This window comes from Parasphingorhabdus sp., from assembly GCF_039977335.1.
Lineage (GTDB): Bacteria > Pseudomonadota > Alphaproteobacteria > Sphingomonadales > Sphingomonadaceae > Parasphingorhabdus.
The window spans coordinates 1,292,889-1,317,191 of record NZ_JBDWDI010000004.1 but is presented as its reverse complement, the minus strand read 5'-3'; the positions used below and the strand labels follow the sequence as shown (position 1 = coordinate 1,317,191).

General features: G+C 54.5%; 26 protein-coding genes and 1 tRNA gene. 10 read left to right on the top strand and 17 right to left on the bottom strand.

Annotated features, from left to right (window positions below):
• Positions 1–7: 7 nt before the first annotated feature.
• Both ABJM21_RS13670 and ABJM21_RS13665 read right to left on the bottom strand, forming a co-directional pair.
• A complete protein-coding gene (locus ABJM21_RS13670; protein ID WP_348300553.1) occupies positions 8–1,069 on the bottom strand; it encodes a hypothetical protein in 1,062 nt (353 codons plus the stop codon).
• A 16-nt stretch (positions 1,070–1,085) separates the two neighbouring features.
• Positions 1,086–2,318, bottom strand: coding sequence for a TIGR04063 family PEP-CTERM/XrtA system glycosyltransferase (locus tag ABJM21_RS13665; RefSeq protein ID WP_348300552.1), 1,233 nt, complete (start codon positions 2,316–2,318; stop codon positions 1,086–1,088).
• A gap of 109 nt (positions 2,319–2,427) precedes the next feature.
• Here ABJM21_RS13665 and ABJM21_RS13660 point away from each other — a divergent pair, with 109 nt between their 5' ends.
• From ABJM21_RS13660 to dgcA, 3 genes are read left to right on the top strand one after another with little or no spacing between them, the layout of a single operon-like run.
• Positions 2,428–2,571, top strand: coding sequence for a hypothetical protein (locus ABJM21_RS13660; RefSeq protein ID WP_348377599.1), 144 nt, complete (start codon positions 2,428–2,430; stop codon positions 2,569–2,571).
• A gap of 4 nt (positions 2,572–2,575) precedes the next feature.
• Positions 2,576–3,970 (top strand): putative O-glycosylation ligase, exosortase A system-associated, encoded by a 1,395-nt coding sequence (locus tag ABJM21_RS13655; protein ID WP_348300550.1) that lies wholly within the window; start codon positions 2,576–2,578, stop codon positions 3,968–3,970.
• Between the two features lie 56 nt (positions 3,971–4,026).
• Positions 4,027–5,010, top strand: a complete 984-nt coding sequence (gene dgcA / locus ABJM21_RS13650) for an N-acetyl-D-Glu racemase DgcA (RefSeq protein WP_348300549.1) — start codon at positions 4,027–4,029, stop codon at positions 5,008–5,010.
• Between the two features lie 155 nt (positions 5,011–5,165).
• Here dgcA and ABJM21_RS13645 read toward each other — a convergent pair whose 3' ends face one another.
• On the bottom strand, positions 5,166–5,762 hold the full coding sequence (locus ABJM21_RS13645; RefSeq protein WP_348300548.1) for a hypothetical protein: 597 nt from the start codon (positions 5,760–5,762) through the stop codon (positions 5,166–5,168).
• A gap of 212 nt (positions 5,763–5,974) precedes the next feature.
• Between ABJM21_RS13645 and ABJM21_RS13640 the strand changes: the two genes are divergently transcribed.
• Together ABJM21_RS13640 and ABJM21_RS13635 are read left to right on the top strand one after the other, a co-directional pair.
• A complete protein-coding gene (locus ABJM21_RS13640) occupies positions 5,975–6,547 on the top strand; it encodes a fasciclin domain-containing protein (RefSeq protein ID WP_348300547.1) in 573 nt (190 codons plus the stop codon).
• Positions 6,548–6,733: 186 nt separating this feature from the next.
• Positions 6,734–7,678 carry a hypothetical protein gene (locus ABJM21_RS13635; protein ID WP_348300546.1) on the top strand — a complete coding sequence of 315 codons (945 nt, stop codon included), beginning with the start codon at positions 6,734–6,736 and terminating at the stop codon, positions 7,676–7,678.
• A 21-nt stretch (positions 7,679–7,699) separates the two neighbouring features.
• On the opposite strand, the gene ABJM21_RS13630 is transcribed toward ABJM21_RS13635, so the two are convergent.
• The 4 genes from ABJM21_RS13630 to ABJM21_RS13615 form a co-directional block, all read right to left on the bottom strand.
• A complete protein-coding gene (locus ABJM21_RS13630) occupies positions 7,700–7,990 on the bottom strand; it encodes a putative quinol monooxygenase (protein WP_348300545.1) in 291 nt (96 codons plus the stop codon).
• A 69-nt stretch (positions 7,991–8,059) separates the two neighbouring features.
• Entirely contained in the window at positions 8,060–9,238 is a 1,179-nt protein-coding gene (locus tag ABJM21_RS13625; RefSeq protein WP_348300544.1) for an acetyl-CoA C-acyltransferase, read from the bottom strand.
• A 134-nt stretch (positions 9,239–9,372) separates the two neighbouring features.
• Complete coding sequence (locus ABJM21_RS13620; protein ID WP_348300543.1) at positions 9,373–10,539, bottom strand: mechanosensitive ion channel domain-containing protein; 1,167 nt, start codon at positions 10,537–10,539, stop codon at positions 9,373–9,375.
• A 61-nt stretch (positions 10,540–10,600) separates the two neighbouring features.
• Positions 10,601–11,401: a TlyA family RNA methyltransferase gene (locus tag ABJM21_RS13615; RefSeq protein WP_348300542.1), complete on the bottom strand. Its 801-nt coding sequence runs from the start codon at positions 11,399–11,401 to the stop codon at positions 10,601–10,603.
• A 31-nt stretch (positions 11,402–11,432) separates the two neighbouring features.
• On the opposite strand from ABJM21_RS13615, the gene ABJM21_RS13610 reads away from it, so the two are divergent.
• Positions 11,433–12,011 carry a hypothetical protein gene (locus ABJM21_RS13610; protein WP_348300541.1) on the top strand — a complete coding sequence of 193 codons (579 nt, stop codon included), beginning with the start codon at positions 11,433–11,435 and terminating at the stop codon, positions 12,009–12,011.
• 379 nt (positions 12,012–12,390) lie between these two features.
• On the opposite strand, the gene ABJM21_RS13605 is transcribed toward ABJM21_RS13610, so the two are convergent.
• The 6 genes from ABJM21_RS13605 to argH form a co-directional block, all read right to left on the bottom strand.
• Positions 12,391–12,573 carry a hypothetical protein gene (locus tag ABJM21_RS13605; RefSeq protein WP_348300540.1) on the bottom strand — a complete coding sequence of 61 codons (183 nt, stop codon included), beginning with the start codon at positions 12,571–12,573 and terminating at the stop codon, positions 12,391–12,393.
• A 116-nt stretch (positions 12,574–12,689) separates the two neighbouring features.
• On the bottom strand, positions 12,690–13,160 hold the full coding sequence (locus ABJM21_RS13600; protein WP_348300539.1) for a DUF2721 domain-containing protein: 471 nt from the start codon (positions 13,158–13,160) through the stop codon (positions 12,690–12,692).
• Positions 13,161–13,178: 18 nt separating this feature from the next.
• Positions 13,179–13,949, bottom strand: a complete 771-nt coding sequence (locus tag ABJM21_RS13595) for a siroheme synthase (RefSeq protein WP_348300538.1) — start codon at positions 13,947–13,949, stop codon at positions 13,179–13,181.
• 2 nt (positions 13,950–13,951) lie between these two features.
• Complete coding sequence (gene lysA / locus ABJM21_RS13590; protein WP_348300537.1) at positions 13,952–15,211, bottom strand: diaminopimelate decarboxylase; 1,260 nt, start codon at positions 15,209–15,211, stop codon at positions 13,952–13,954.
• A gap of 58 nt (positions 15,212–15,269) precedes the next feature.
• Entirely contained in the window at positions 15,270–15,518 is a 249-nt protein-coding gene (locus ABJM21_RS13585; RefSeq protein WP_348300536.1) for a hypothetical protein, read from the bottom strand.
• The gene (gene argH, locus ABJM21_RS13580) at positions 15,515–16,885 is read right to left on the bottom strand and encodes an argininosuccinate lyase (protein ID WP_348372508.1); all 1,371 of its coding nucleotides are present in this window, start codon (positions 16,883–16,885) and stop codon (positions 15,515–15,517) included. Before argH ends, ABJM21_RS13585 begins: the two co-directional genes overlap by 4 nt.
• Between argH and ABJM21_RS13575 the strand changes: the two genes are divergently transcribed.
• Positions 16,884–17,510, top strand: a complete 627-nt coding sequence (locus ABJM21_RS13575; RefSeq protein WP_348300534.1) for a TlpA family protein disulfide reductase — start codon at positions 16,884–16,886, stop codon at positions 17,508–17,510. The genes argH and ABJM21_RS13575 overlap by 2 nt on opposite strands.
• Before the next feature lie 358 nt (positions 17,511–17,868).
• Here the strand turns inward: ABJM21_RS13575 and ABJM21_RS13570 are convergent.
• Positions 17,869–17,944: transfer RNA gene (locus ABJM21_RS13570), tRNA-Val, on the bottom strand.
• A 525-nt stretch (positions 17,945–18,469) separates the two neighbouring features.
• Here ABJM21_RS13570 and dnaA point away from each other — a divergent pair.
• Positions 18,470–19,939, top strand: a complete 1,470-nt coding sequence (dnaA, locus tag ABJM21_RS13565; protein WP_348300533.1) for a chromosomal replication initiator protein DnaA — start codon at positions 18,470–18,472, stop codon at positions 19,937–19,939.
• Positions 19,940–20,014: 75 nt separating this feature from the next.
• On the opposite strand, the gene ABJM21_RS13560 is transcribed toward dnaA, so the two are convergent.
• Positions 20,015–20,689, bottom strand: a complete 675-nt coding sequence (locus tag ABJM21_RS13560; protein WP_348382163.1) for a DUF4136 domain-containing protein — start codon at positions 20,687–20,689, stop codon at positions 20,015–20,017.
• A gap of 391 nt (positions 20,690–21,080) precedes the next feature.
• Here ABJM21_RS13560 and ABJM21_RS13555 point away from each other — a divergent pair, with 391 nt between their 5' ends.
• Positions 21,081–22,091, top strand: a complete 1,011-nt coding sequence (locus ABJM21_RS13555; RefSeq protein ID WP_348300531.1) for a winged helix DNA-binding protein — start codon at positions 21,081–21,083, stop codon at positions 22,089–22,091.
• Between the two features lie 79 nt (positions 22,092–22,170).
• Here the strand turns inward: ABJM21_RS13555 and rpsT are convergent, their stop codons facing one another.
• Together rpsT and mutM are read right to left on the bottom strand one after the other, a co-directional pair.
• On the bottom strand, positions 22,171–22,434 hold the full coding sequence (gene rpsT, locus ABJM21_RS13550; RefSeq protein WP_108811207.1) for a 30S ribosomal protein S20: 264 nt from the start codon (positions 22,432–22,434) through the stop codon (positions 22,171–22,173).
• A 139-nt stretch (positions 22,435–22,573) separates the two neighbouring features.
• Complete coding sequence (mutM, locus tag ABJM21_RS13545; RefSeq protein ID WP_348300530.1) at positions 22,574–23,386, bottom strand: bifunctional DNA-formamidopyrimidine glycosylase/DNA-(apurinic or apyrimidinic site) lyase; 813 nt, start codon at positions 23,384–23,386, stop codon at positions 22,574–22,576.
• A gap of 172 nt (positions 23,387–23,558) precedes the next feature.
• Here mutM and ABJM21_RS13540 point away from each other — a divergent pair, with 172 nt between their 5' ends.
• On the top strand, positions 23,559–24,296 hold the full coding sequence (locus ABJM21_RS13540; protein ID WP_348300529.1) for a class I SAM-dependent methyltransferase: 738 nt from the start codon (positions 23,559–23,561) through the stop codon (positions 24,294–24,296).
• The last annotated feature ends 7 nt before the right edge of the window (positions 24,297–24,303 follow it).

The window sequence follows — 24,303 nt, the reverse complement described above, 5'->3', positions numbered from 1 at the left end:
GCTGTGCTTAGCGCTGGGCCGTCATTTTTTCCAATGTCCCCAAAGCGGCTTTTAAGGCAACATCCATATCTGCCTGACGCGCTTCCAAAGATGGCTCAGCTGTTTTTTCCACTTCTTTGAGCGTGGGAGGTGCGAATGCTGGCGCTTCGTCGCGAACAAGGTCAGCAACTGGCGCGGCTTCCTGATGCAGAACGGGCTGATGCGGAACGGGACTGTCTGGCTGCTGGCCTTGCGGAGCTGGCATTGATGGTTCCGCAACAGCGGCAGGTGATGCGACGGTAGCGGCGCTCAAGCTGGCGGCCTCCAACTGTTTCAAACGGTTTAGTCCAGCTTCAAGGCGATCGGCCAACTGCGCGATATTGAGAGCGGACAGATCCTCTGTTGGCATCTCAATTTTCTGTACCGGTTCCGATATTGCTTCTGCTTCAACCGGAGCGGCTGCAACCGGCTCTACATTTTCAAAAGCGGTTTGCGGTTCAGCCGATGCAGTATCGGCAACCGATACGTCCTGTGCAGCTGGCTCCTCAAATGCCTGAATTGCTTCGGCCAAAGGCTCGTCTGCATCTGGCACGCTGAAAATTGATGGCCGCTCCGCTTCTTCTGCTTCACCTTCCGGTTTCCGCAATTGCGGCAAATCAGAAAGGTCCATCACTCGGGCCTTGTCCTTCTTAGGCTTTTTGAGAAATTTCGTGAGAGATTTGGCATCAAATTTCGGCAGCGCAAAACGCTTCGTTTTCTTGGCCTCTTCTTCCAAGTCTAGCTCAATCGGGCTAGCGGCATTAATTTGTTCTCGAAGTGCAACGCCCATGTCAGAGCTCCCTTTGCGATTTAGAAAAAAGTAGATAGCGGATGCGGATACCAGACCCGCCATGATGGCAATCAGGCCGCGAGCCGTATTGCCCAGCGGCGGTGCGGCTGCGGGCAGGATTTCGGATAATCCCGTCGCGCCAATGGTGGTTTCCAGATAAACATGCGGCAACGTAACAACGACGAGCGCTGCACCGATGCCAGCAGCGATCGCCATGATCGGTACCTTTTTTGCATCCAGATATTGCTGTGTTAGTTCCACGTCATTCTCCACCGTCTCAGGCTGCGCGCTGATAGGATTTGTGCGCAATCAACCTTTGGTAAACAGGATTGTAACGCAAAATGTTTGACGACCAGTTACGATCCGCTTCAACAAATTTCTTTGCTGTTTCAATAGTTTGCTGCCATTCGTCGCGATTTTTCAGTAAATCGGCCAGTTTTTGGGCGATTTTTTCCGGTGATCCAGCCGGAAATAATGTGCCGGTCACGCCGTCTTCGATCAGTTCTTGATGCCCGCCGACATCAGAGGCCGCAACAATCCTTCCTTGCGCCATAGCTTCGAGCGGTTTCAGCGGTGTCACCAACTCTGTCAGCCGCATTGATTTGCGTGGATAGACCATCACATCCATTAAGCCATAATAGCGCTCAACATCTTCATGGGGTACGCGCCCCGTGAATGTAATGGCTGAAGCGGCGGCCGATTCCGCCACCTGCTGTTTCAAAGCCTTTTCCATTGGTCCGCCGCCGACCAGTAACAGATGCGCTTCCGGGCAGGATTCGTGCAGCATCGGCATGGCGGCAATGAGATCGTCGATACCTTCATAGTCATAGAAGCTGCCGATAAAGCCCAGCACCGACTTGCCGTTGAGGTCCATTTCCGTGCGCAGTTGTTCATCTGGTGCAGGCGGGTTGCCGAACAGCCGCAGATCAACGCCATTAGGTGATACGGTAATTTTCTCTTTCGCCACGCCGCGTGTGACGAGGTCGGCTTTCAAGCCTTCGCAAATCACCGCCACTGCATCAGCGCCATTTACGGCGTGGTTTTCAAGCTGTCGCGTAAGCCAGTAACGCGGGCTGCCTTCGCGTCCGGTCCCGTTGCCAACCGCCGCATCTTCCCAGAATGCTCTGATCTCGTACAGCAGCGGCAGTCCGGTTTTCTGTGCGACACGAAGTGCGGCCAGGCCGTTGAGGGACGGGGAGTGCGCGTGCAGCACATCTGGCTGCCATTCCTGCACCACGTCGGCAATGCGATCGGCAAAGACCGATACTTCCCGCCATTCGCGCACCGGCGAAGGTCCGCTGACATCTCTCAATGTCCGGAAGAAGCTCAATCCGTCAGATTGTTCCAGCGGTTCTTTCGCTTCAAATCCATGCTGATCCTGCCGAACACCGGTTACGCCGGCAACATGCAGGCCGCTGGCAATTTGCGCCTTCATAATTGCCCGGGTGCGAAAGCAATAGCCGCTGTGCAAAGGCAGGCTGTGATCCAATATGTGCAAAATCCGCGTCATGGCGCAAACCGTTGCCAGAAAAGGATTAACGTCCCGTCAACCCAAAGCCTGTATCGCGTGCACAGATACACATGAATCTGATGCGTTAGTTGAGGCCGCCAAACTCCATATGATCGATAATTTTTCCATCGCTCTAACCCATGGATTGCTGCTGATTGCGGTATGGCGCCTGATTCATCGCCCAGACCTCGACCATGAAGATCCCCCGGAACCCGATGCAGAGCCTGAGGGCTTTCAGGTAAAGCGAAACTAGTCCGATGCGTGATCTGGTCTTTGTCGCTTATCTGTTGGCGCTGTTGTTTCTGGCGTTTAAGCGCCCGTTTATCTTCACGCTGGTCTATGCCTATATCGACATCGTTGCGCCGCAGCGGCTGAGCTATTTCCTGCTCAATTCCATACCCTTGTCGCTTATTGTGTTCGGCATGGCCTTTCTTGGCTATGTGGTCGCAGACGACAAGAAAGACAGTCGCTTTTCGGTGCGGCAGGGAGCGATGGTTCTGCTGCTGCTCTATTGCGGTTACACCACTTTTACCGGGGCCTTGCCCGAAGATGCGATGGAAAAATGGGACTGGGTCTGGAAAGCTCTGGTCTTCGCCATATTCCTGCCGCTGACGCTCCGCACCAAGTTGCGCATTGAGGCGTTGACCCTGTTCATGGTGCTTTGTGCCGCGACCCTGATCATCACTGGCGGGATCAAGACGCTGGGTTCGGGCGGCGGCTATGGCGCGCTCGTGCTGCTGATCGACGATAATGCCGGGCTTTACGAAGGCTCGATCATCTCGATGGTGGCAATTGCCATCATTCCGCTGATGCTGTGGCTATCGAAACATGGCACAATCTTCCCACCCGACTGGCGGGTCAAATATTTCACTTTGGCGCTGATCTTTGCTGCCTTGCTGATCCCGATCGGAACGCAGGCGCGGACCGGATTGGTGTGCATTGCCGTGCTGGCGGTGCTGCAGCTGCGCTTTGTTAAATATCGCTTCCTCTATGCTGGTATGGCCGTGACCCTTGGCCTGATGGCAATCCCGTTCCTGCCGCAAAGCTTTTCCGACCGCATGGGCACGATCCAGAATTACCAGGCGGATGAGTCCGCCTCGACCCGCATCGCTGTGTGGGAGTGGACCATCGAATATGCCAATGCCAATCCAATGGGCGGCGGGTTCAACGTCTACCGGCTCAACAAGCTGCGCTATGAGCTGGCGCCCGACAAGAAGGGTGATCAACCGGAACAGGAATATGATTACGAGCTGGAGGATGACGGTCCGATCGAAGTGATTGATGAAGCTCGCGCCTTCCACAGCAGCTATTTCGAAATGCTGGGTGAGCAAGGCTATCCCGGCCTTGCCCTTTGGCTTTTCATTCATATCGGCGGTATTTGGCGCATGGAAGTGTTGCGGCGGCGCTATCGCAAGACCACCAAGGAAGGAGAGATGTGGGTCGCCCCGCTCGCTATCGCGCTGGAAAACGCCCATATCATCTACATGGTCGGATCGCTGTTCGTTGGCGTGGCGTTCCAGCCTTTTGTCTATATGCTGGTCGCCCTGCAAATCGGCCTCGACACCTATATGAGTCGCCGCGCGCAGGAAGCGAAATGGAACCCGATTGCAGGACGCCTGCCTAGCAGCACATGGTCGCAGGCCACCTCCTGATCACACAAACCATATAAAGCAGATGACAGGCGCGCCGTGTTCGCTACGGTCCATCCATGGAATCTGATCGCCCTCCTCTTATCGTCACGGCTGCCGCTGAACGCTGGCCCGTCAACGGGTCCTTCGTCATCAGCCGCGGAGCCAAAACCCATGTTGATGTCGTCGTCTGCACGGTCAGCGACGGCACGCATCAGGGCATGGGCGAAGCTACTCCGATCTATTATGAAGGCGAGACAGCCGAAAACTGCATCACCGCCATAGAGGCATTTGCCCCGGCTCATGACCGGTTCAACCAGCAGATATTGCTCGACGATATGCAAAGAGGCGCGGCCCGCAACGCGCTGGACTGCGCCCTGTGGGATCTTGCTTGCAAGCAGACCGGCCAGCCCCTTTGGCAACAGGCAAGCCTGCCCGAACCCCGTGCCCTCACGTCCGCCTTCACCATCTCGCTTAGCGATCCAGCCCAGATGGAGGCCGATGCCCGCGCCGCCGCTGACACTCACAGCCTGCTCAAGCTCAAACTGTCCGGTAGCGATGATCATGAGCGTGTTGCCGCGGTCCATCGCGGGGCACCGGAAGCCCGCCTGATCGTCGATGCCAACGAGAGCTGGAACGATCTCGACATTGCCGCCGAGGCCAGAATATTGGCGCAGTGGGGCGTCGAGCTGATTGAACAGCCGGTTAGCGCGGGACGAGATGATCTGCTGGCCGACGTCGATAGTCCGATCCCGCTCTGTGCCGATGAAAGCTGCCATACCAGCGCTGACATAGCAGCCCTCGCGCCCTATTATCAGGCCGTGAATATCAAGCTCGACAAGGCTGGCGGCCTGACGGAGTCTATCAAGATTGCCGATGCCGCAGAGCAGGCCGGTCTGAAAATCATGGTTGGCTGCATGCTCTCCACTTCGCTTGCCATCCGCCCAGCCTTTGCGCTGGCCCAGCGCGCCCAATGGGTTGACCTCGACGGCCCTCTGCTGCTCGCGCAGGACCGAAAGCCCGCCATGCAATTTGCGGGCGGAGAGGTGATGCTGGAGGCCTGAACCTGGTTAAAGAGAGGACCAGATGCGGGCGGCTGGAGCGAGATACCGAGTTTCGGAGCCTATCCGGCGTGGATCGCGGCGCTGAGTTTATACGGTTTCGACACAGGATGGTCAAAAACGAAAATCACTCTACGCTGCCGAAGAAGCCATAGAAATCAGCGCATTGTGCGCGGGATATCGGGACTGAGCTCCCACATCCAGCCCGCGGCGTATTCGCTACCCTCCTTGATATAGTCGCGCGCTGCCGCTGTGCTTTCGGGATCATCCTCACGCTCGCTATCATTCCAGTCGAGCGCGCCATGCTCCACCCGGTCCAAAATGCTGTCCCATTTGGTCAGGGCAAATTCCCGCGCCACTGGATTGCGTCCGATGCGCGAGGGGTTGGACATGATGAACTTGGTCAGATTTTCGTTGAAGACGCGCTTCTCGCCAATCTGCTCACCTTTCCAGAATATCGGCTGCGCCACGCCATTGATCGCGCGGTCAATCGCTTCATGGGTGACTTGCCGGATCGCATTTTCCAAAGCCGCCTCCCAGGCCAGGTCAAACGGCGTTCCGGCCAGCCGCGCGCGCAGCTTATAGGCGCTGTCCCGCGACATATAGACAGACTTGGCCGCCGCCGTCACCGACCCGGACGCCGCCAGCGCCTCCAGAAAACGGCGCATCTTCGCCTTGCTCCAACCATTATGCTGCGGCCGCGACGTTGGCTCCGGCATGGATTGTTCATCATATTCAGGGGGCAGATTGGTCATTGGGGAACTCCATATTTAGATTATGAAATCTCCATACTAACCTATATGGTACATTGTAGGAAAGCGCTGGTTTGCCGGGTAACAAATTTCCCCACGGGACAATTCAAGAGCCCTGCCAAAATCAATAATATGGCAGTTCTGGTCTTCTAACTCTTTGCCATCGCCAGATCATTGATGATATAGAGGGAAAGAATCCCCACGAAAGGTATATCATGAAGACCCTATCCAAATTATTTATCGCAACCGCAGCTTTGGCAACAATCCCGGCTTGCTCCTCTGAAATGAGCGAGGACGAACAAGCCATTTATGACGCCCGTCAGGCGGAAGAAGCAAAAAAACCGACCAATCTTACAGCGGTAGTTCAGGGCAATCCGGACCTGTCCACGGCCAGCACCATGGTCGCCATATCTGGCATTGCTGTGGACCTTAAAGATGATGGTCCCTTCACAGTATTTATTGCGAATAATGATGCGTTCAACAAGATGGACCCGGAAGAACTTAATGGCCTGATGACGGCCGAGGACAAAACCGAGCTCGCCAGCATGGCCAAATTTGGTTTGGTTGAAGGCGATATGAAAGCCGCTGATATCGCGAAGGCAATTGCTGATGGCGAAGGGACAGCGAGCCTGACCACTTTGCAAGGCGGGACCCTTAAGGCGACGCTGGATGGTGACAAAGTGGTGCTTGAGGACGGCGCAGGTAACAAGGTCAATGTGATCGAAGCCGACATAGATTCGAGCAACGGCACCGTTCATATTATCGATGGTGTTTTGAGGCCGAAATAAGCGCTGCCAAGAGCACTTGAAATCGGGCCTCGATGAAAATCGGGGCCTTTTTTCTGTCTACTATTCAGAGAAGCGCCTGATGGCGAACGGCTGACCTGCGATGATCGGCGCGTGTCTTTCGCTAAAGCCGCTTCCTTTACACCTAGTCGATATTGTGCCAGCTTCGGCAGTTAAAGGGAGCTTGCAATGGAAATTAAGCGGAATATTCTCGTCACCTTGGGTTTAATGTCAGGGCTTGCGCTCTTTTCATCACCTTTGTCAGCAACGCTCACGGATCCTCGCGCACCTAATGAGGATATTGTGGTCACCGGCAATAAAACGACAAAAGGTGCCATTGCAGATTTTATAAAAGCAACAATCGCAACACCCAAAGGCGGAAGACATGAGGGGCAATATGCCCGCTTTCCCAGCGCGGTTTGTCCAAAAGTCGTTGGTTTGTCGGAAGAGAATAAGAAGCAAGTAGAAAAGCGCATGCGCGGTGTTGCGCTGGCCGCTGATATGAGGGTTGCGGGAGAAGGATGTACTCCGAATGTCTTTGTGATGGTTGTGGCGGATGGCGACGAGGCTGTGACGAAATTACGCAAAAAAAGGTCACGTCTATTTGGCGGCATGCCTCACTATGAAAGAGAACGGATCGCCAAAAGTGGCGGGCCTTCTTATTCTTGGAAACGCATTCAGACCGGTTCTGCGGAAACCGGCGCTCTGCAAAATTCTGATGAAACGGATATTCTTCCGACCGATGAAATGGCAAAGACCGAAGTCGCGACAATGAATTCAAATGTGAAGTCGCGGATCAAGCGGACGACCGAACAGGCGATGACTCACTCTTTCCTGTTGCTTGAAAGGGATGCGTTGGTTGATCTGACGACGATACAGATTGCGGACTATGCGGCCATGCGTTCTTATATGGATACCAGAGACGGTTCCACCAGTGCAGCGCCGGCTTATTCCATTCTATCGCTTTTCGATACTGCAAACCCGCAGAACAAGCGCCCCGCTTCGGTCAGTGAAATGGATCTGGTGTTGCTCAGTTCGCTCTATAACTCTCCGGCTGATCTCTCTGCTTCGATGCAGAGCGCGGCCATGTTGCACCGGTTTGAGAAAGAGCTTACCTCCCGCCAGGAAGATTGAAGGTTCGCGGCTTTCGCTGATCTAAATACCGTCGAGATATTCGATTACTGGCGCCGCAGCCATGCAAGGGGCCAGCTTGGGGCCACTGGCGCGGAAATGATCGGATTTACCGTGAGCATCCAGCGCTGCCTGATCGACATAGCGTTCCAGTACTTTATATTGCTGGGGATTTTCTTTGCTTTGAAAGACGGAGTAAAACTCGTTGCCAGGTTCATTTTCACTGACGGCTGCCATTAACTCCGTAAATGCCGCTTCAAAATCCGCGTTCTTGCCTTCTGCAACCGTTAAAGTCGCCACTACGCCTACTGCCATGATACATCCTCTTATATTTGATTATGGGATCGGGGCCGGCGCCGTAGCGCCAGCCCTGAACATTTGTGCCTAGAGTATTTCGAACAGTCCGGCTGCGCCCTGACCACCACCAATGCACATGGTGACAACGGCATATTTCGCGCCGCGGCGTTTGCCTTCGATCAGTGCGTGGCCAGTGCAACGTGCGCCGGTCATGCCGTAAGGGTGACCGATGGAGATTGATCCGCCATTGACGTTCAACAGCTCGTCAGGAATGCCCAGTTTCTGTTGGCAATAGAGTACCTGAACAGCAAAGGCTTCGTTCAGTTCCCAAAGACCGATATCGTCCATTTTCAGGTCGAATTTTTCGAGCAATTTGGGGATAGCGAAAACAGGGCCGATACCCATTTCATCCGGCTTTGTACCTGCCACTGCCATACCGACATAGCGGCCCAGCGGGTTAAGGCCGGCTTTTTCAGCAGCACTGGCTTCCATCACCACACTGGCGGAACTACCGTCAGATAGCTGTGATGCGTTACCGGCGGTAATGATCTTGTCTGGGCCAAGAACCGGGCCAAGGCTTTGCAAACCTTCCAACGTTGTCGTTGGGCGATTGCCCTCATCTTTGCTGAGCGTGATTTCATGCATGGAAATCTCTTTGGTTTCCTTGTCCTGCACACCCATGGTGGCCGTGACCTCGACAATCTCGTCGTCAAACTTACCCGCTTCTTGCGCCGCGGCGGTGCGTTGTTGGGATTTGAGCGCATATTCGTCGCACGCGTCGCGGGAGATGCCATAGCGTTCACCAACCACTTCAGCGGTTTGCAGCATCGGCATGTAGATATCGTCATGCATCGCCACCAACGCCTTGTCCGGCGCCATCCGCATTTCCGGGGTCTGCACGGTGGAGATGGAATCCTGTCCGCCGCCAACCACGACATCCATGCGGTCAATCGTGACCTGTTTGGAGGCTGTGGCAATGGCCATCAGGCCGGATGAACATTGGCGGTCCAGCGTCATGCCGGGGACTTCGATCGGGAAACCGGAGCGCAGCGCCACGTTACGGCCAAGATTGCCGCCCTGAGAGCCCTGCTGCAGCGCGCTGCCCCAAACCACATCTTCTACAGTCGCTGGATCAATGCCCGCGCGTTCGACGGCGGCTTTGGCGGAATAGCTGCCGAGTGTTGGACCGGCGGTGGCGTTGAAGGCGCCCTTATAAGCACGCCCGATGGGGGTCCGGGCGGTGGAAACGATGACTGCGTCACGCATGATAATGATCCTTTATTGTGAGATTTCTGAGTCGAATTTGACGCCTATATTCTCTTTTAATCGGCCAATTAACAAGGTTTTTCTTTGCTACTGGTCCTGACAAGTTTTTGTCTTTGCGCTGACGCTACGGCAAGCTAGCCCTCTTGTATATGAACCGGGAAGCCGCCTTCAGGATAGGGCATGATCATCGTGCCATCGGGTGCGGAGGTAAAGCTTGTTTGCGTTGGATAGGCAAATTCCAGACCTTCCTCGTTAAACTTCTGAAGGATAGCCAAGCCGATTTTGTGGCGACCTTCATAGACCACCTCATAGTCGCTGCTCATAATGTCGAAATCCAGCTCGAAATTGATCGAGCTGTCGCCAAAACCAACAAAGCCGGAGCGGATAAATTTGGCGCCATTATCTTCGACTATCTGCTTCAACAGGCCCGGAATACGCCGCGCATCATCTGGCTCAGTTTGATAGATAACCCCAATGCCATAACGCGTCCGGCGACGACCCAATTGGGTGAGATTGGTGATTTCCTTATCGAGCAAATTGGTGTTGGAGATGATGATTTCCTCTCCGGTAACGGCCCGAAGCCGGGTACTTTTTAGACCAATTTCTTCTATCCTACCGGTGGTATTGTCATAGCTAATAAATTCACCGCGTCGAAACGGCTTGTCGAAGATGATCGAAAGCGCTGCGAACAGATCGGAAAATATCCCCTGTGCAGCAAGGCCAATGGCAATACCGCCCACACCAAGACCTGCGACCAGGCCGGTAACATCCACACCAAGATTGTCGAGAATGACAATGGTCGCAATCGCAAAAATCACGCAGGTAACCAGCAAACGGATCAGCGACATTGCGTTCTGCAGAGTATCGCTCTGGCTCGGATCAGCGGACAGTTTACGGGTGAAAAAGCCGAGGATCAGTTCCCGCAGCCAGATCGCGACCTGCACCACTATAGAAATTGTGAACAGAAAGCCGACGGTCCGGGTAATGTCGGCCGGCGCATTGGAATAGCTTACCACCAATTGCGCCGAGACCATGAACATGAAAAATTTGCTGGTCCGGGCAATCGCCTGGGTGATGATGGCACGATAACCGATCAGGCCTTCATTATTGCTCACCTGCCGGGCCGCGTATCGTTTTATCGCCCCGAGCACAAAGAAGATGAGGGTGCCGATAGCGATGGTGACAAGCAGCTCAATATAATTATTGCTCAGCCATGTTACGCCTTCGTCGAATAGGCGCATCATCGAAATACTTTCGTCAATTGCGAAAGGAACGGGCGTATTGTCTGTGGAATTTGCCATGTCATGATGCGCTAATAGCCGCCGAGACTAATGGCAAGCCGTCTGATCTCAGTACGAGCCATTATTGCGGTTTAACGGCAAAGATCAAAAATTCGACATTGCCCTTGGGGCCCGTGATCGGACTTGCCGCGATGCCTTGCACGGTCCATCCTTTGCCGGTCAACCAATCGCGTACCTTTTCACAAACCTGATCATGCACCGCCGCATCGCGAACAACGCCGCCTTTGCCGACATCCTCGCGCTCCGCTTCAAATTGCGGCTTGATCAACGCGACCAGCTGCGCCCCCGGTTTTGCAAAGGTCATGGGTTGTTCGAGTACTTTGGTCAGCGAAATGAAGCTGGCGTCGCAGACAATCAGATCAACCGGTTCGGGGATATGATCCGCGGTCAATATCCTGGCGCTTGTCTGTTCATGGACGACAACCCGCTCATCCTGCCGCAATTTCCAGGCGAGCTGATTGGTACCGCTGTCCACTGCATAAACCTTGGCCGCGCCGCGGCTCAGCATGACATCGGTAAAGCCGCCTGTGCTGCTGCCCACGTCAATTGCGGTCATATCCGTCACGGCAATATCGAAATGATCCAGCGCATGGTCCAGCTTTATCCCGCCGCGTGAGACCCAGGGATGGTCTTTGCCTTTCAGGTTGACGGCGATATCATTGAGATATTTCTGACCCGGCTTGTCCACCTTGTGATCACCAACCGTAACCAGTCCGGCCATGATATAAGCCTGCGCTTTGGCGCGGCTTTCTGCCAGACCGCGTTCGACCAATATCTGGTCAATCCGCAATTTTTTTGCTTTTGCTTGGCCTACCTCAGCGGGTGGGGCGGTTTTCGCGGGGCGCGTATCATTTTGTGCCATATCAAAATGGGACTAGCCGAAGCATAAGCTTTTGACCATATTCGATGTCATGAGAATCACTTTACCCTTTTCCGCCATATTGTTAGCGGCCGGTTGTTCGGCGGTGGTGCCGGCCCCGACGCCCGCCCCTGCAGAGACGACAGCGCCTGCACCGGCTCCCGCCCCAACGCCAGCTCCCACACCGCCACCTCCGGCTCCGGAACCGATGAAAGGGGACTGGACGGACTGGCCAATCGCGCAAGGCGACTGGGTATACCGTGAGGATGATCGCGGTTCTATCGCACTATTTGGCCCGCCCAATGCGGAGGCCACCTTCATGATCCGCTGTGATACGGCGCGCAATCAGCTGTTTCTGTCGCGTGAAGGCACAGTTGCCAATAGCGGCGCGCAAATGACGCTGCGGGCAAGCTCCGGTCTGCAAAGCTATCCCGCACGCAATAGTGGCGGAGCGCTTAATTATGCGGCGATAGCGCTGCCGGTGGACGATTACATGATGGATCGTATTACGTTTAGTCGCGGCCGGTTTGCGGTCGAAACAACCGGATTGGCATCGCTCGCCATTCCGATCTGGCCGGAGTTTACGCGGGTTGTTGAGGATTGCCGCAGCTAGCCGTCACAACTAAACCTAGGCAGCGCACATGTCTGAGCTGGATGGTGAGGCGCGAGCGGTCAGCTGCGCCTGAGGCAGAACGCGGGATTCTGACAGCAAATTAAAAAATTTCAAGTCTTGTTCCTGAGTGTCGAATGATTCACATTCGAATCGTCGAACAAGCGGAGATTTTCAATGCAACAGTTCGTATCTTATCAACAAGCGAAAGGAGGTGGTCCGATGTCTCATGGTTCAGCACAGGGGTCGGAAAAATCCGTTCGGGGGGCGTATCTGATTTAGCGATCAGGCAACCCGGCAGCGGCACTTCCAACCGCTGACCCATGCTTAGAGGCTGTCGATCCAATCGCGATCGACAGCCTCTTTTCACTTTTGGCTCTTTTCATTTTTGCGGTTCTGATGGCTCAGTTGACTCGGTCTCGGGAGGTTCAAAGCCGCGTTCGGGATCAAATCCTTCTGGCTCATATTTGCCCGATGATGGCTCGATATCTTCATTGCCAGCGACGCAAGCTCCCAGGATAAGAGTCAGGGATGCCGCGGTTGCGAGGGCTGTTAGTTTGTGCATGATAGTTCCTTCAGCTGGTCCCGCCTGCTTTGAAGGCCTTCATTCTACAGGACGAACAACCAGTGACGATCAGATTGCGGTGTGTTGACCATTTCTCGGGTTTTGCTTGAAAGTGTTCAGCTCGCGTTGCTGTCGTGACTTTCCAGATATTCCTCACGGATCATGAAGTCCTTCACGCCAATGCGGACTTCCCGCAAGAATTGGATAAGGGCGACCGACAGCAAACTCATCGCGATAATGAACGCCCCCGCAATGACAGCGGACAGGTTCAAACCCGTTAGCCCCATCACAAAGAGCAATCCGATCAGAATACAGGCAACAATGGCGCTTATAACGCTGAGATATATCGCGCTGTTCACGATTTTGATCCGCAGTTGTAGGTCGTGCAACTCATCGACAATACATTGATGCTCATAGCCTTCGGTCTCGTTGAACAAGTCCTGTAAGATCCGCGACCGGTCAATAATCCGGGCGAGCCGGCCGGCAAATAGCCCCAGCATCCCACCGACCGCAACCAAGAGAAAGGCCGGTGCCAGCGCGGTTTGCAGCACCGTTATGATATCGCTCTGTGCCAATGCCAGTGTCATATTAACCCCTTGCTTCGCTCACTCGTAGCGTATCACTAATGTCAGCCCTGTGACCTGTGTCGCATCAAATGCCTCCAGATCAAAGCGTTCTGCATCCGCGCGTGCGCGGGTCAATATCGCTTCCGGAACATTGCTTTGTGCATATATCGCATCGGCCTGACCCAAAAGCCGTGCCTGTTTGATAGTCAGATCATCTGGATCGGCGCTGTGAAGCTTTAACGCAATCACTCCTGTCGGATTGCCTGCCGCCGGATCTTCCAGCCAAAGGTCAATCGCTTCTCCATCATGATCGGTAAATGGGTCGAGCGTCCCGCCGGGATTAAGCGCGGCATCTATTGCGCGGCGACGGTCGGCCCCGTCCGGCCAGAGGCTTTTGATCCGGTCACGAGCGGCAAACAGACCGCTGGCAAGCCGCCCCAATCCCGCGGGCAGCATTTGTTCCAACCGTTGCCGTACGGCTTTTGCCAGTCCCGCAGATGCGCCGCCGGTGCCAATGGCGATCAGCACCGGATCACGATCGATAATGGCTGGCGTGGTATAATCGCAGAGGACGGACCGATCGACGGCATTGACCAGCAGGCCGCGCGCTCTCAGGCGCTTGACCGCCGCTGCGGCTTCATCATCATCTTCAAGCGCAACCACCGCCAGCGCGGCATCGGCCTGTTCATCATCGGTAATGATTGCCCCGGCGCGTTGATAGAGCCGCCGCTTCGCATCCGCCATCTCTCCGCTGCCGAGCAATATGACTTTGCGGTCTTTCAGCGTCACATAGATCGGTAGCTGGTCCACGGCTATTTCAGCCAGTCGGGAACATGTTCGGCGGCCATGATGGTCGACGGTTCAATCCGCTCGGCCACCACCGCGTATTTATCGCCATCGACCAGCACTTCTGGAACAAGCGGACGGCTGTTATAGGTGTTGGCCATGGTCGCACCATAAGCGCCTGCGGTCCGAAATATACCCAGATCATCAGTCTGTACCCGGTCCACTTCCCGTTCCTTCGCGAAGATATCGCTACTCTCGCAAATCGGACCGACGATCGATGCGGTCATGCTGTCACCGGTTGGTTGGACCGCTTCAAAATGATGCCAGGCATCATAAACGGCGGGCCGCATCAGATCATTCATCGCTGCATCAACGATCACAAAATCGCTGTTCACGCCAGGCTTGATGCGGATGACCTGCGTCATCATCACACCGCTATTGCCGGCAATCACGCGGCCGGGTTCGAACATCAAAGTGACGTCCCAACCCTCGGTTACGCGAGTGACCATCGCGCCGTAGTCGGCTGGGCTAGGTGGGTTTTCTTCGGGCTTATAGGGCACGCCAAGACCGCCGCCGAGATCGACATGGGTGATAGTGTGGCCAGCGTTGCGCAAATCGCCGACCAGTTGGCCCATGCGTGTATAGCATTTTTCAAGCGGATCGAGCTTTTGCAGCTGGCTGCCAATATGCACGGCAACACCGCGCAGGTTCAGGCCTTCCAGCTTGGATAGGCGCGCAAAAATATCAGGAGCAACATCAATTGCGACGCCGAATTTATTCTCCGCCTTGCCGGTCGAGATTTTCGCATGCGTGCCTGCGTCCACATCAGGATTGACGCGCAGCGTTGCCGAGGCTCTTTCGCCGCGTGCCGCTGCGATCTCGGCGAGCATCTGACCTTCTTCTTCGGACTCGAGATTAAACTGTCCAATGCCCTTGTCGAGGCCAAGCGTGAGTTCGGCGCGGCTTTTGCCAACGCCGGAAAAGACAATATCCTCTGCCTTCATCCCGGCGGCCAAAGCCCGCTCCAGTTCGCCACCGGAAACGACATCTGCGCCATAGCCTTGATTAGCGAGAATTTTGAGCACCGCGAGATTGGGGTTGGATTTCACAGCAAAGGCAAGATGGATCTTGCCAGCATCTTTCAGCCCTTCCCGAAACACGCGGGCGTGGCGTTCCAGCGTGGCGCGGGAATAGACATAGACCGGCGTACCGATCTGATCGGCAATATCGGGAAGCGCGACATCTTCGGCATGCAGCACGCCATCTTTGAGTTGAAAATGGTCCATCGAGCGGGGCTTTCGAAATTAGAATCTGGCGAAATGTTAGAAAAGAAGGAGTGCAGTTTTAGCCGGGTGGCGGCAGGTCGAATTTATCATCCTGCCGTTTCTCCGACCGGCGAAGCAATTCGTCGCTACGTTCTGGCTGTGCCTGCGTAGAAGGTGTGATCAACTCCTCGCCACTTGGCTTTTCGGCCTCGCCGTAAACTGCGGGCGGCAATGATTGCCCCTTGGGCGGTTCCAGCGTCCCGCGATTACCGCAGGCGGAAAGAATGACCATTGCCGCCAGGGCCGCTATTTTTCCAAAATTATTCATAAGCGATTCGTCTGTTCCAATTCTGCGATCCGCTGTCTTACCTGCTCCGGCGCGGTTCCGCCATAGCTGGTCCGGCTGGCAACCGATCCTTCGACGCTTAAATCCGGCATATCATGGCCTTCCACGCGGGCATCAATGGCGGCAAGGTCGGCAGGCTTCAGGTCTGAAAGGCCACAGTCCCGCTCTTCGCATAGTTTGACCGCCGCACCGGTAATATGATGCGCTTCTCGGAACGGAATGTTGATGTCTCGCACCAACCAATCAGCCAGATCAGTTGCAGTAGAAAAGCCACTGTCGGCAGCATCGCGCATCTTTTCGGGTACAAAGGTCACGCTTTCAATAATGCCGGTCATCGCTGCGATCGAGAGGCCGAGCAGATCATGCGCCTCAAACACCGGCGGCTTATCATCCTGCATATCCTTGGAATAGGCGAGCGGCAGGCCCTTCATCGTCATCATGAGCGCATTGAGGCAGCCAACAATCCGCCCTGCATGGCCGCGCACAAGCTCGGCGGCATCAGGATTGCGTTTTTGCGGCATGATTGAGCTGCCGGTGGACCATTGGTCGGACAGTTTCACAAAGCCAAAGGGCTGAGAAGCCCAGATGATAATCTCTTCCGCCAGCCGCGATAGATGCAACGCCGTTTGTGAAGCGGCCATCAGATAATCGAGCGCAAAATCTCGGTCAGAGACGCTGTCCATCGAATTTGCCGTTGCAGCACCAAAATCCAGAGTTTCAGCGGTCATTTGCCGATCATTGGGAAAACCGGTGCCGGCGAGGGCAGCCGCACCCAGTGGACATTCATCCAAGCGCTGCTTGGCCGCCCAGAACCGGCTGCTGTCGCGCGTGAACATTTCATAATAGGCAAGCAGATGATGACCCATGGTGATTGGCTGCGCGACTTGCAGATGGGTGAAGCCGGGCATTATCGTATCGGCCTGCTCCTTGGCGCGGGCGATCAATGCCTCCCGTAAATCCCAAAGTCCGCTCGATACGTCATCCATGGCATCGCGCACCCATAGACGGAAGGAAGTCGCGACCTGATCGTTGCGAGACCGCGCTGTGTGCAGACGTCCAGCAACGGGGCCAACAATCTCGGTCAACCGCGCCTCGATCGTCATATGAATATCTTCAAGGTCCAGATTTTCTGGAACACCGCCGGCTTCATATTCCTCAGCAATCTGATTGAGGCCATCGATGATCTTGGCCGCATCTTCCGCCTCGACAATGCCTTGTTTGGAAAGCATCTCGACATGGGCGAGCGATGCGCGGATATCCTGCCGCCATAATTTCTTGTCGAACGGGATAGACGCGTTTATCTCGCGCATGATTGATGAAGGGCCATCGGCAAACCTGCCGCCCCACATGCTGTTGGAATCTGATGTGCGATTAGTGATGCGATTATTCCTGTTTCTATACCTGCCGGCGATGCTTGTTGGTTGTGGTGTACAATCTGGCGATAAGCAATCTGATGAAGCGGAGCAAGTTAATGATGGTGCTCAAGAGGGCGAGACCATCGAAAGCGATAGCGGTCTGGTCGGGCGTCTGGATATTTCCCAGCGCGGCAGCGCGATGGTCGATACGCCTTTCAAGGACCCCGAAGGCAAGACGGTCAGTCTGTCAGACTTTGTCGGCAAACCGGTGCTGGTGAACATTTGGGCGACTTGGTGCGCACCGTGCATTGTTGAAATGCCGATGCTGGATGAATTGGCTGCACGCGAGAAAGGCCGGATGAAAGTGCTTGTCGTGTCGCAGGATATTCAAGGAGCAGAGAAAGTGGATCCGTTTTTTGCCAAGGCGGATTTCAATGAGCTGGAAGCTTATACCGATCAGGAAAATGGGTTGAGTTTTGGATTCGGATCAGGGTTGATGCCGACCACTGTGCTCTATGATGCGCAAGGCAAGGAAGTGTGGCGCGTGATCGGCGCGATGGACTGGGATGGCGCGCGTGCGGCAATGTTGATGGAAGAGACGCTGGAGGAATCTTTTTAGATTCCCTCAAGCGCCGGGCGCGGCGAGGTGTTTTGTTAGACCTCAGGCGCCGGGCGGGCCCATCCGGGCCCTTGGCTACGCGCCAATAAGGCGCGGCGGCCGGTCGGCCTTGCCTCGCTGCGCTCGGAAGATGCTCTTGAGGTCTGCCCAAAGTCGTAACCTCTGAATGTCGCGCTGATCCGACGCACCGCGTCGGCAAGCGCGACCGCGCGCCCGAGCTTATGCGAGGATAGCCAAGCGGGCGGATGCCCGCGCCCGGCGCTTGAGTTTGGATAAAGATAATCACTCCAAACCCTTCGCTTACGCTACGGGATTTTTTGGGTCGCCCGTCCGCCGGACGGGCTCTGATCCCAAAAAATGGTGGGCGATGACAGGCTCGAACTGCCGACATCTTCGGTGTAAACGAAGCGCTCTACCAACTGAGCTAATCGCCCTTACATAGGTCAACCCCATGAAGTGTTCGGGGCCATTGCCAAATCATGAGGGCTTTGGCAAGCACCTTTCCTCAGCATTTTGCAAAATCGAAAAATAAGTGCAGCCCGCGCATGATGCGGCTGCACATAATTGTGACAGATTGTAAAACCTGAGGTGCATCCGCGATTCGCAGCTTATGCCTGACTATCCACAGGAAATAATCTATATATATCAATAAGTAAGTGCGATTATTCGATTTTTCCACAGGTTGCCGCTGTCAATCTAATTATTTCATTTTTTTTACACCTGCGGCCTTGCTCGACTCGTTCCGAGGCGCTTACTAAGAGACATCGGCTGGTGGCTACGGATTCGACAATTCGGGCCTCTATGACATTGAAAAAAGCACCGTTGAAAAAGTGTTTTCAACATGGGGTTTTCTGTGCCTTGCGGTTCCTTTGGCTGGGAACCCATTGGAAAGGACAAAAAATTTCTGGTCGATGAGCGGTCCTGCAAAGACGCGGGTTGAAGATAATCGGGGGATGTTAGTGGTACAAGAATCAGAAAATGCGGGCACCAATATAGATACTAAGGCAACAGCAATTAGTGTGGAAAATCCTGGCGTGGAAAATGACAGTTTAGCAGGGCAGGGTGATGTTGCTTCGCAGTTAGCGGATGTATGGCAGACCATCTGTTCCGGACTGCGCCGCGATCTGGGTGCCCAGATTTTTGGCCAATGGATTAAGCCGATCAAACTCGCGCGTTTCGATTCCGACAATGGTGATCTGCAGCTTGTGCTGCCCTCCGAATTTGCCGCCAATTGGGTTCGCGAACGCTATGCCGAGCGGTTGACCCTCGCATGGAAGAGCCACTTTTCCGACGTGAAAAATATCAGCTTTTCGGCCAAGGCCGGTGCTGCCCGGATAGCGCAAGTCAAGCAGACCAGTGGTGCAGCGGCCAATCAGGGCAGGACGGCTCCACAGACCGGAAAATTCCAGCTCGATCTCGATCCGCGCATGACATTCGAAGAATTTATTGCCGGACATAGCAATGTGCTGGCACAAAATGCAGCACAGCGTATGGCCGCAGCGGAAAAGCCGCTGTTCAATCCGCTCTATCTGCAATCGTCTACAGGCCAGGGCAAAACCCATTTGATGCATGCGATCGGCCACGCCTATCGCGCCGAATGCCCGGCCGCACGCGTCATCTATATGTCAGCCGAACGGTTCATGATTGAATTTGTCTCCGCAATGCGGCGCAATGAAACGATGGAGTTTAAGGCTGTGCTGCGTGAAGCAGACCTTTTGATGATCGACGATATTCAATTTATCGTTGGCAAGAATTCGACCCAGGAAGAATTCCTCCACACGGTTGATTCTCTCATCAGCCGCGGCAAACGCGTAGTCGTGGCCGCCGATCGCCCGCCACAAGCGCTTGATGGTGTCGACCAACGGCTCTTGTCACGGCTGTCCATGGGATTGGTGGCTGACATCCAGTCTGCTGGTCTTGAACTGCGCCGCGACATTCTGAACCACCGGCTCGCCAGCATGCCGCATCAACAAGTGTCCGAAGAGGTGGTCGATTTTCTTGCTCGCACCATCAGCCGCAACTTGCGCGAACTGGAAGGCGGCCTCAACAAGTTGCTGGCTTATGCTCAATTGACAGGACGCCCGATCACCAAGGAACTGGCCGAAGAACAACTATCAGACATATTGAGCGCGTGTCGCCGCCGGATCACGATTGATGAAATCCAGCGCACCGTCTGTGAATATTACCGGCTCGATCGTAACGAGATGTCATCGAAACGCCGGGCGCGCGCTGTAGCACGCCCGCGACAGGTGGCCATGTATCTTGCCAAGGTGATGACCCCGCGCAGCTATCCGGAAATTGGCCGCAAATTTGGCGGCCGGGATCACAGCACGGTTATCCATGCGGTGAAGCTGGTCGAACAATTGCGGGGCGAGGATACGGAAATGGACAATGATGTCCGCATGCTGCTCCGTCAGCTGGAAAGCTAAGGTTCTAAAAAATAGGTCACCGCAGCTTGTGCTGGGATGACCTATTGCTTTTGACATTGTGTTTGTATGTGAGCGCTATTTTTTCTCTGGCGCTACGGAGATGCGGATTCTTTCGCCGCTGCTGCCAGGGAATCCAGTGAACATGGCTTCAACCAGATTAGGCACCAGATAAGTCAGGTTTTTCGACCGTGACCTAGCCTCTGCCTTGCCCTCAAACAGCCGCTCGCCATCGACTTTCCGGTCGATCTTCAGATCCAGTTCCGATGTGTAAACGGTAAAGCTGCGGACGCCGCCATAGCCTGAAAAACCGTGGCCGCCGAACAGGAACGGGTCATAATAGCCTAAGCGATAGCGATGCCGGCCGTAAAAACCGCGGTGGCCGCGAAAGCCCCTGTAGCCTGTAGCAAAAAAGGGATCATAGTCCGAGACCACCTTTTCGCGGCCATTATCGACATCATAATCCATGCTGACAATTAACTGCGCGGCTGCTGGGTCTTCGCTGCGCTGATAGCCAAGATCGGCCATACGCTGTTCAACCAGTGCAGCATATTGGCCAAATTCCAATCCACCGGAAAGTTCCGGATCGGCGGCTACCACAGCAAAACTTTGCCCTTGCGCGGGCGGCAAGGCTTCAAACCGCTGAACATCTGCACGAAAAGGACTTGCACAGGCACCCAGCGCCAGAAAGGCGACGGGCGCAAGAATTTTCAATTTCATATGTTTTGAATTTTTAAATCGAGACACTGTCATCGTCATTCCTTCAACTTGCCCGCCATCTGCTTAATATAGTAAGGCTATCATGCTGAACCACCATTGAACGATAAAATAATGCGACTCGTCGATAAAATTTAGCGCCAGCCCGGTAGATTGTGACGATAATTTTTGCTTTGGGTAGGTAATTGAGATAAAAAATACTATATTTTACAAATATATAAAGCATGATCGCTCCTTTAGTGTCCTTAGTGTAGCGCGACAAAGTTTCAAATCAGCCGTGATTCAATAAAAGGTCCAGCATAGTCAGAGTGAGTATAATGAAACATCGAGTTACATGTAGATACAAATGGTAATGATGCATCAGATGATGCTAGGTAATATTTGTAAGGCTATCAAACCGAATACTTTAGAAAAGTAATATATCACTATGGACCAGAATATACCGGACGACATTTGGGGCGGGCAGATTCTACTAGTCTCCGATGATACGCAACTGCGTGCGCTTTATGTCCACGCTATTGAACTGCTTGGCGGTCGTTGCATGCCAATGCCTATAGATTTTGATGCCGATGATCTCGCTAGCCGGATGAATGTTGCAGCCATCGTGGTTCAGATGACCGCGTGGGACAGTGTCCAGCAAAATGCGCTGGAGCAGGTTGAGCAGTTCTGCGAGGCATCCAGCTTACCGATGCTGATCCGGACCGATCTTGATCTGCTCGATACGATTTTGGTTGAGGTAGATTATCCTCATGTTGAACATCTACTAAGTGACAGCGTCGCGGAGCTATTTGTATCACTGGAACATCGGACCCAACGCCCAATCAGCAGCCTGTTCGCGGACAGGGACGAAATAGATCTGACCGATCTGAAAAAGATATCCGCCGATGTGGAGCGTATTGCGAGAGCGCTGGTGAAGCTATCCGGCCCCGAAGAGCCTGCTGGCGAAAGGCGCCTGGTCAACAGCCCGTTTCTGGAATCGGACACCAAGCTTGCTGAATCTCCGATCAGTTTCAAAGCCGGAGCATCGGCAGATCTACAGGGTCTCGATGCTGATCGCGGGGCAGAATATTCAACCGGATTGCGCGGCGGCGAGATTGCTGCCGACGAGGTACGGGGACTGATCCGGGCACGGCGATTGCGGGATCAATATTTTGATGCAGAGCTATTTGCCGATCCTGCATGGGACATGTTGCTTGATCTGATGGCGGCGCAGCTAGAGGGAACCAAGGTTGCCGTTTCAAGCCTGTGCATTGCCGCTTCAGTGCCGCCCACCACAGCGCTGCGTTGGATCAAGACCATGACCGAAGAAGGCGTGTTTGAGCGCAAGGCCGATGAAAAAGATGGCCGCCGGATATTTATAGAATTAAGCGAAGGCGCGGCGGCAGGCATGGTGGGGCTGTTTGCCAGCGTCCGCCGCGAAGGGTTGATGCTGATCTGATTCGGGCAAAAGAAAACCCGCCAGTTACCGGGCGGGTGATTCTTTTTGAACTTTTTTATCTGGTCTGGGCCAGAAGCGCTTATCCCAGCGCAGCAACCCGTTTTGTCAGGCGGCTGAATTTCCGTGATGCGGTGTTCTTGTGGAACACACCGCGAGCCACGCCACGAGCCAATTCAGGCTGAACAGCAGCAAGAGCAGTGGTTGCAGCGGCTTTATCGCCAGCTTCCAAAGCTGCTTCAACGGACTTAATCTTCGTGCGAATCTGGCTCACGCGGTTCTTGTTAATGACCGTGCGGCGCTCGTTGCGACGGATACGTTTCTTTGCTTGCGGCGTATTAGCCATGAAATTTCCTCAAAACTGAAATGCTGGGTAGCCGCAAATCACATATGTAACCTCGGCTCAAGTCGGCGGTCATTAGCTTCCTAGATGATTCCCGTCAATAGCTTAGTCACACATCAATTGAGGCTTTTCAGCCCCACTCTCAACTCTGGCATTTCCGGCAGTAAAAGGTCGATCGGCCACTATCGACTTTGCGCAAGACCGGAGCACCGCAGGCACAATCTTCGCCTTCGCGGCCATAAACCAGCCATTCCTTTGAGAAATAGCCCAATTCGCCATCTGGTTGGACGAAATCGCGCAAAGATGATCCACCAGCGGCAATGGCTGCATCGAGCACTATTTTGATCGCCTCCACCAACTTGTCATAGCGCGGTTTGGATATACCGCCGCCCATCCGGCTTGGCAAAATACCGGCCATATGCAGGGCTTCACAGACATAGATATTGCCGAGGCCAGCGACATTGCGCTGATCAAGTAACAGTTGTTTGATAGGTGCCTTGCGACCTTTTGTGACGGCTTTCAGATAGGCACCGTTAAAAGCATCACTTAAAGGCTCTGGGCCCATTGCGGCGAACGGTCCGAATGCGTCGACTTCATCCGCTCGAACCAAATCAAGCGAGCCAAAGCGGCGCGGATCGTTGAGCACTAACCGCCGGTTTTCTTGAGTTTCCAGCAGCAGATGGTCATGTTTCTCCAACTCGGCCGGATCAATCCGCCAGCGCCCCGACATGCCGAGGTGAAAGATCATCACGTCTCCGCGATCCGTTTCGATCAAACCATATTTGGCGCGCCGTGTTAACCCGATAACCCGTGCGCCGGTCATCCGCTGGCGCAAGTCGGCCGGGATAGGGCGGCGCAAATCGGCCCGGCGCGGCTCGACCAAGGTCAGTCTGTTGCCCTCCAACACAGGCCGCAAACCCGCGACCGTAGTTTCAACTTCTGGCAGTTCTGGCATTGCGCCCCTCTAATAATCGTAACATCGCTCTGTGCAGCAGCTACAGGGTGATTGCAGTGCTGCCAAGCGTCGTCTAATGCTTGTCATCGAAAACCCCAACTCATCGATTCTGCCATGTAGATTTCGCCATGTTTTTCGGGGGCATAATTCCAAGGGCGTGAGCAACCATCTTATGATCGAAACCAAGACAGTCTCCTTCGGCTATGAAGAGGTAGATGAAGAGGCAAAGGTCGGCCGTGTCGGTCAGGTCTTTTCCAACGTCGCGAGCAAATATGATGTGATGAACGACGCCATGAGTGCGGGCACGCACCGGCTGTGGAAGGATCGCTTTGCGCGCCGGGTAAAACCGCGGGCAGGGGAAGAAATACTCGATATGGCTGGCGGTACCGGCGACATTGCGTTTCGGATGGTCGATAGCGGCGCGAATATTACGGTTGCCGATATCAACCCCGACATGCTGTCGGAAGGTCTCGACCGGGCGATAAAGAAAGGAGAGGGGCGGTTAGTCTGGAGCGAACAGAATGCCGAGGAACTGAACTTCCCGGATGCCCATTTCGACGCCTATACAATCGTCTTCGGTATCCGCAATGTCACCCATATCGAAAAAGCGCTGGCCGAAGCCCATCGCGTGTTGCGCTATGGCGGACGTTTCTACTGCATGGAATTTTCCAAGACGCTGTGGCCCGGATTTGACAAGGTTTATGATTTTTACTCGCATCGGGTGCTGCCAAAAATTGGCAAGGCTGTGGCCGGCGATGAAGACAGCTATCGCTATCTGGCCGAGTCCATTGACCGCTTTCCGCCGATGGAGAAATTTCGCGCTATGATTGAAGATGCCGGCTTTGGGCAGACCAAGGTCGAGCCGATGATGGGCGGGCTGGTCGCCATCCATAGCGGCTGGAAAGTCTGAGCATTTT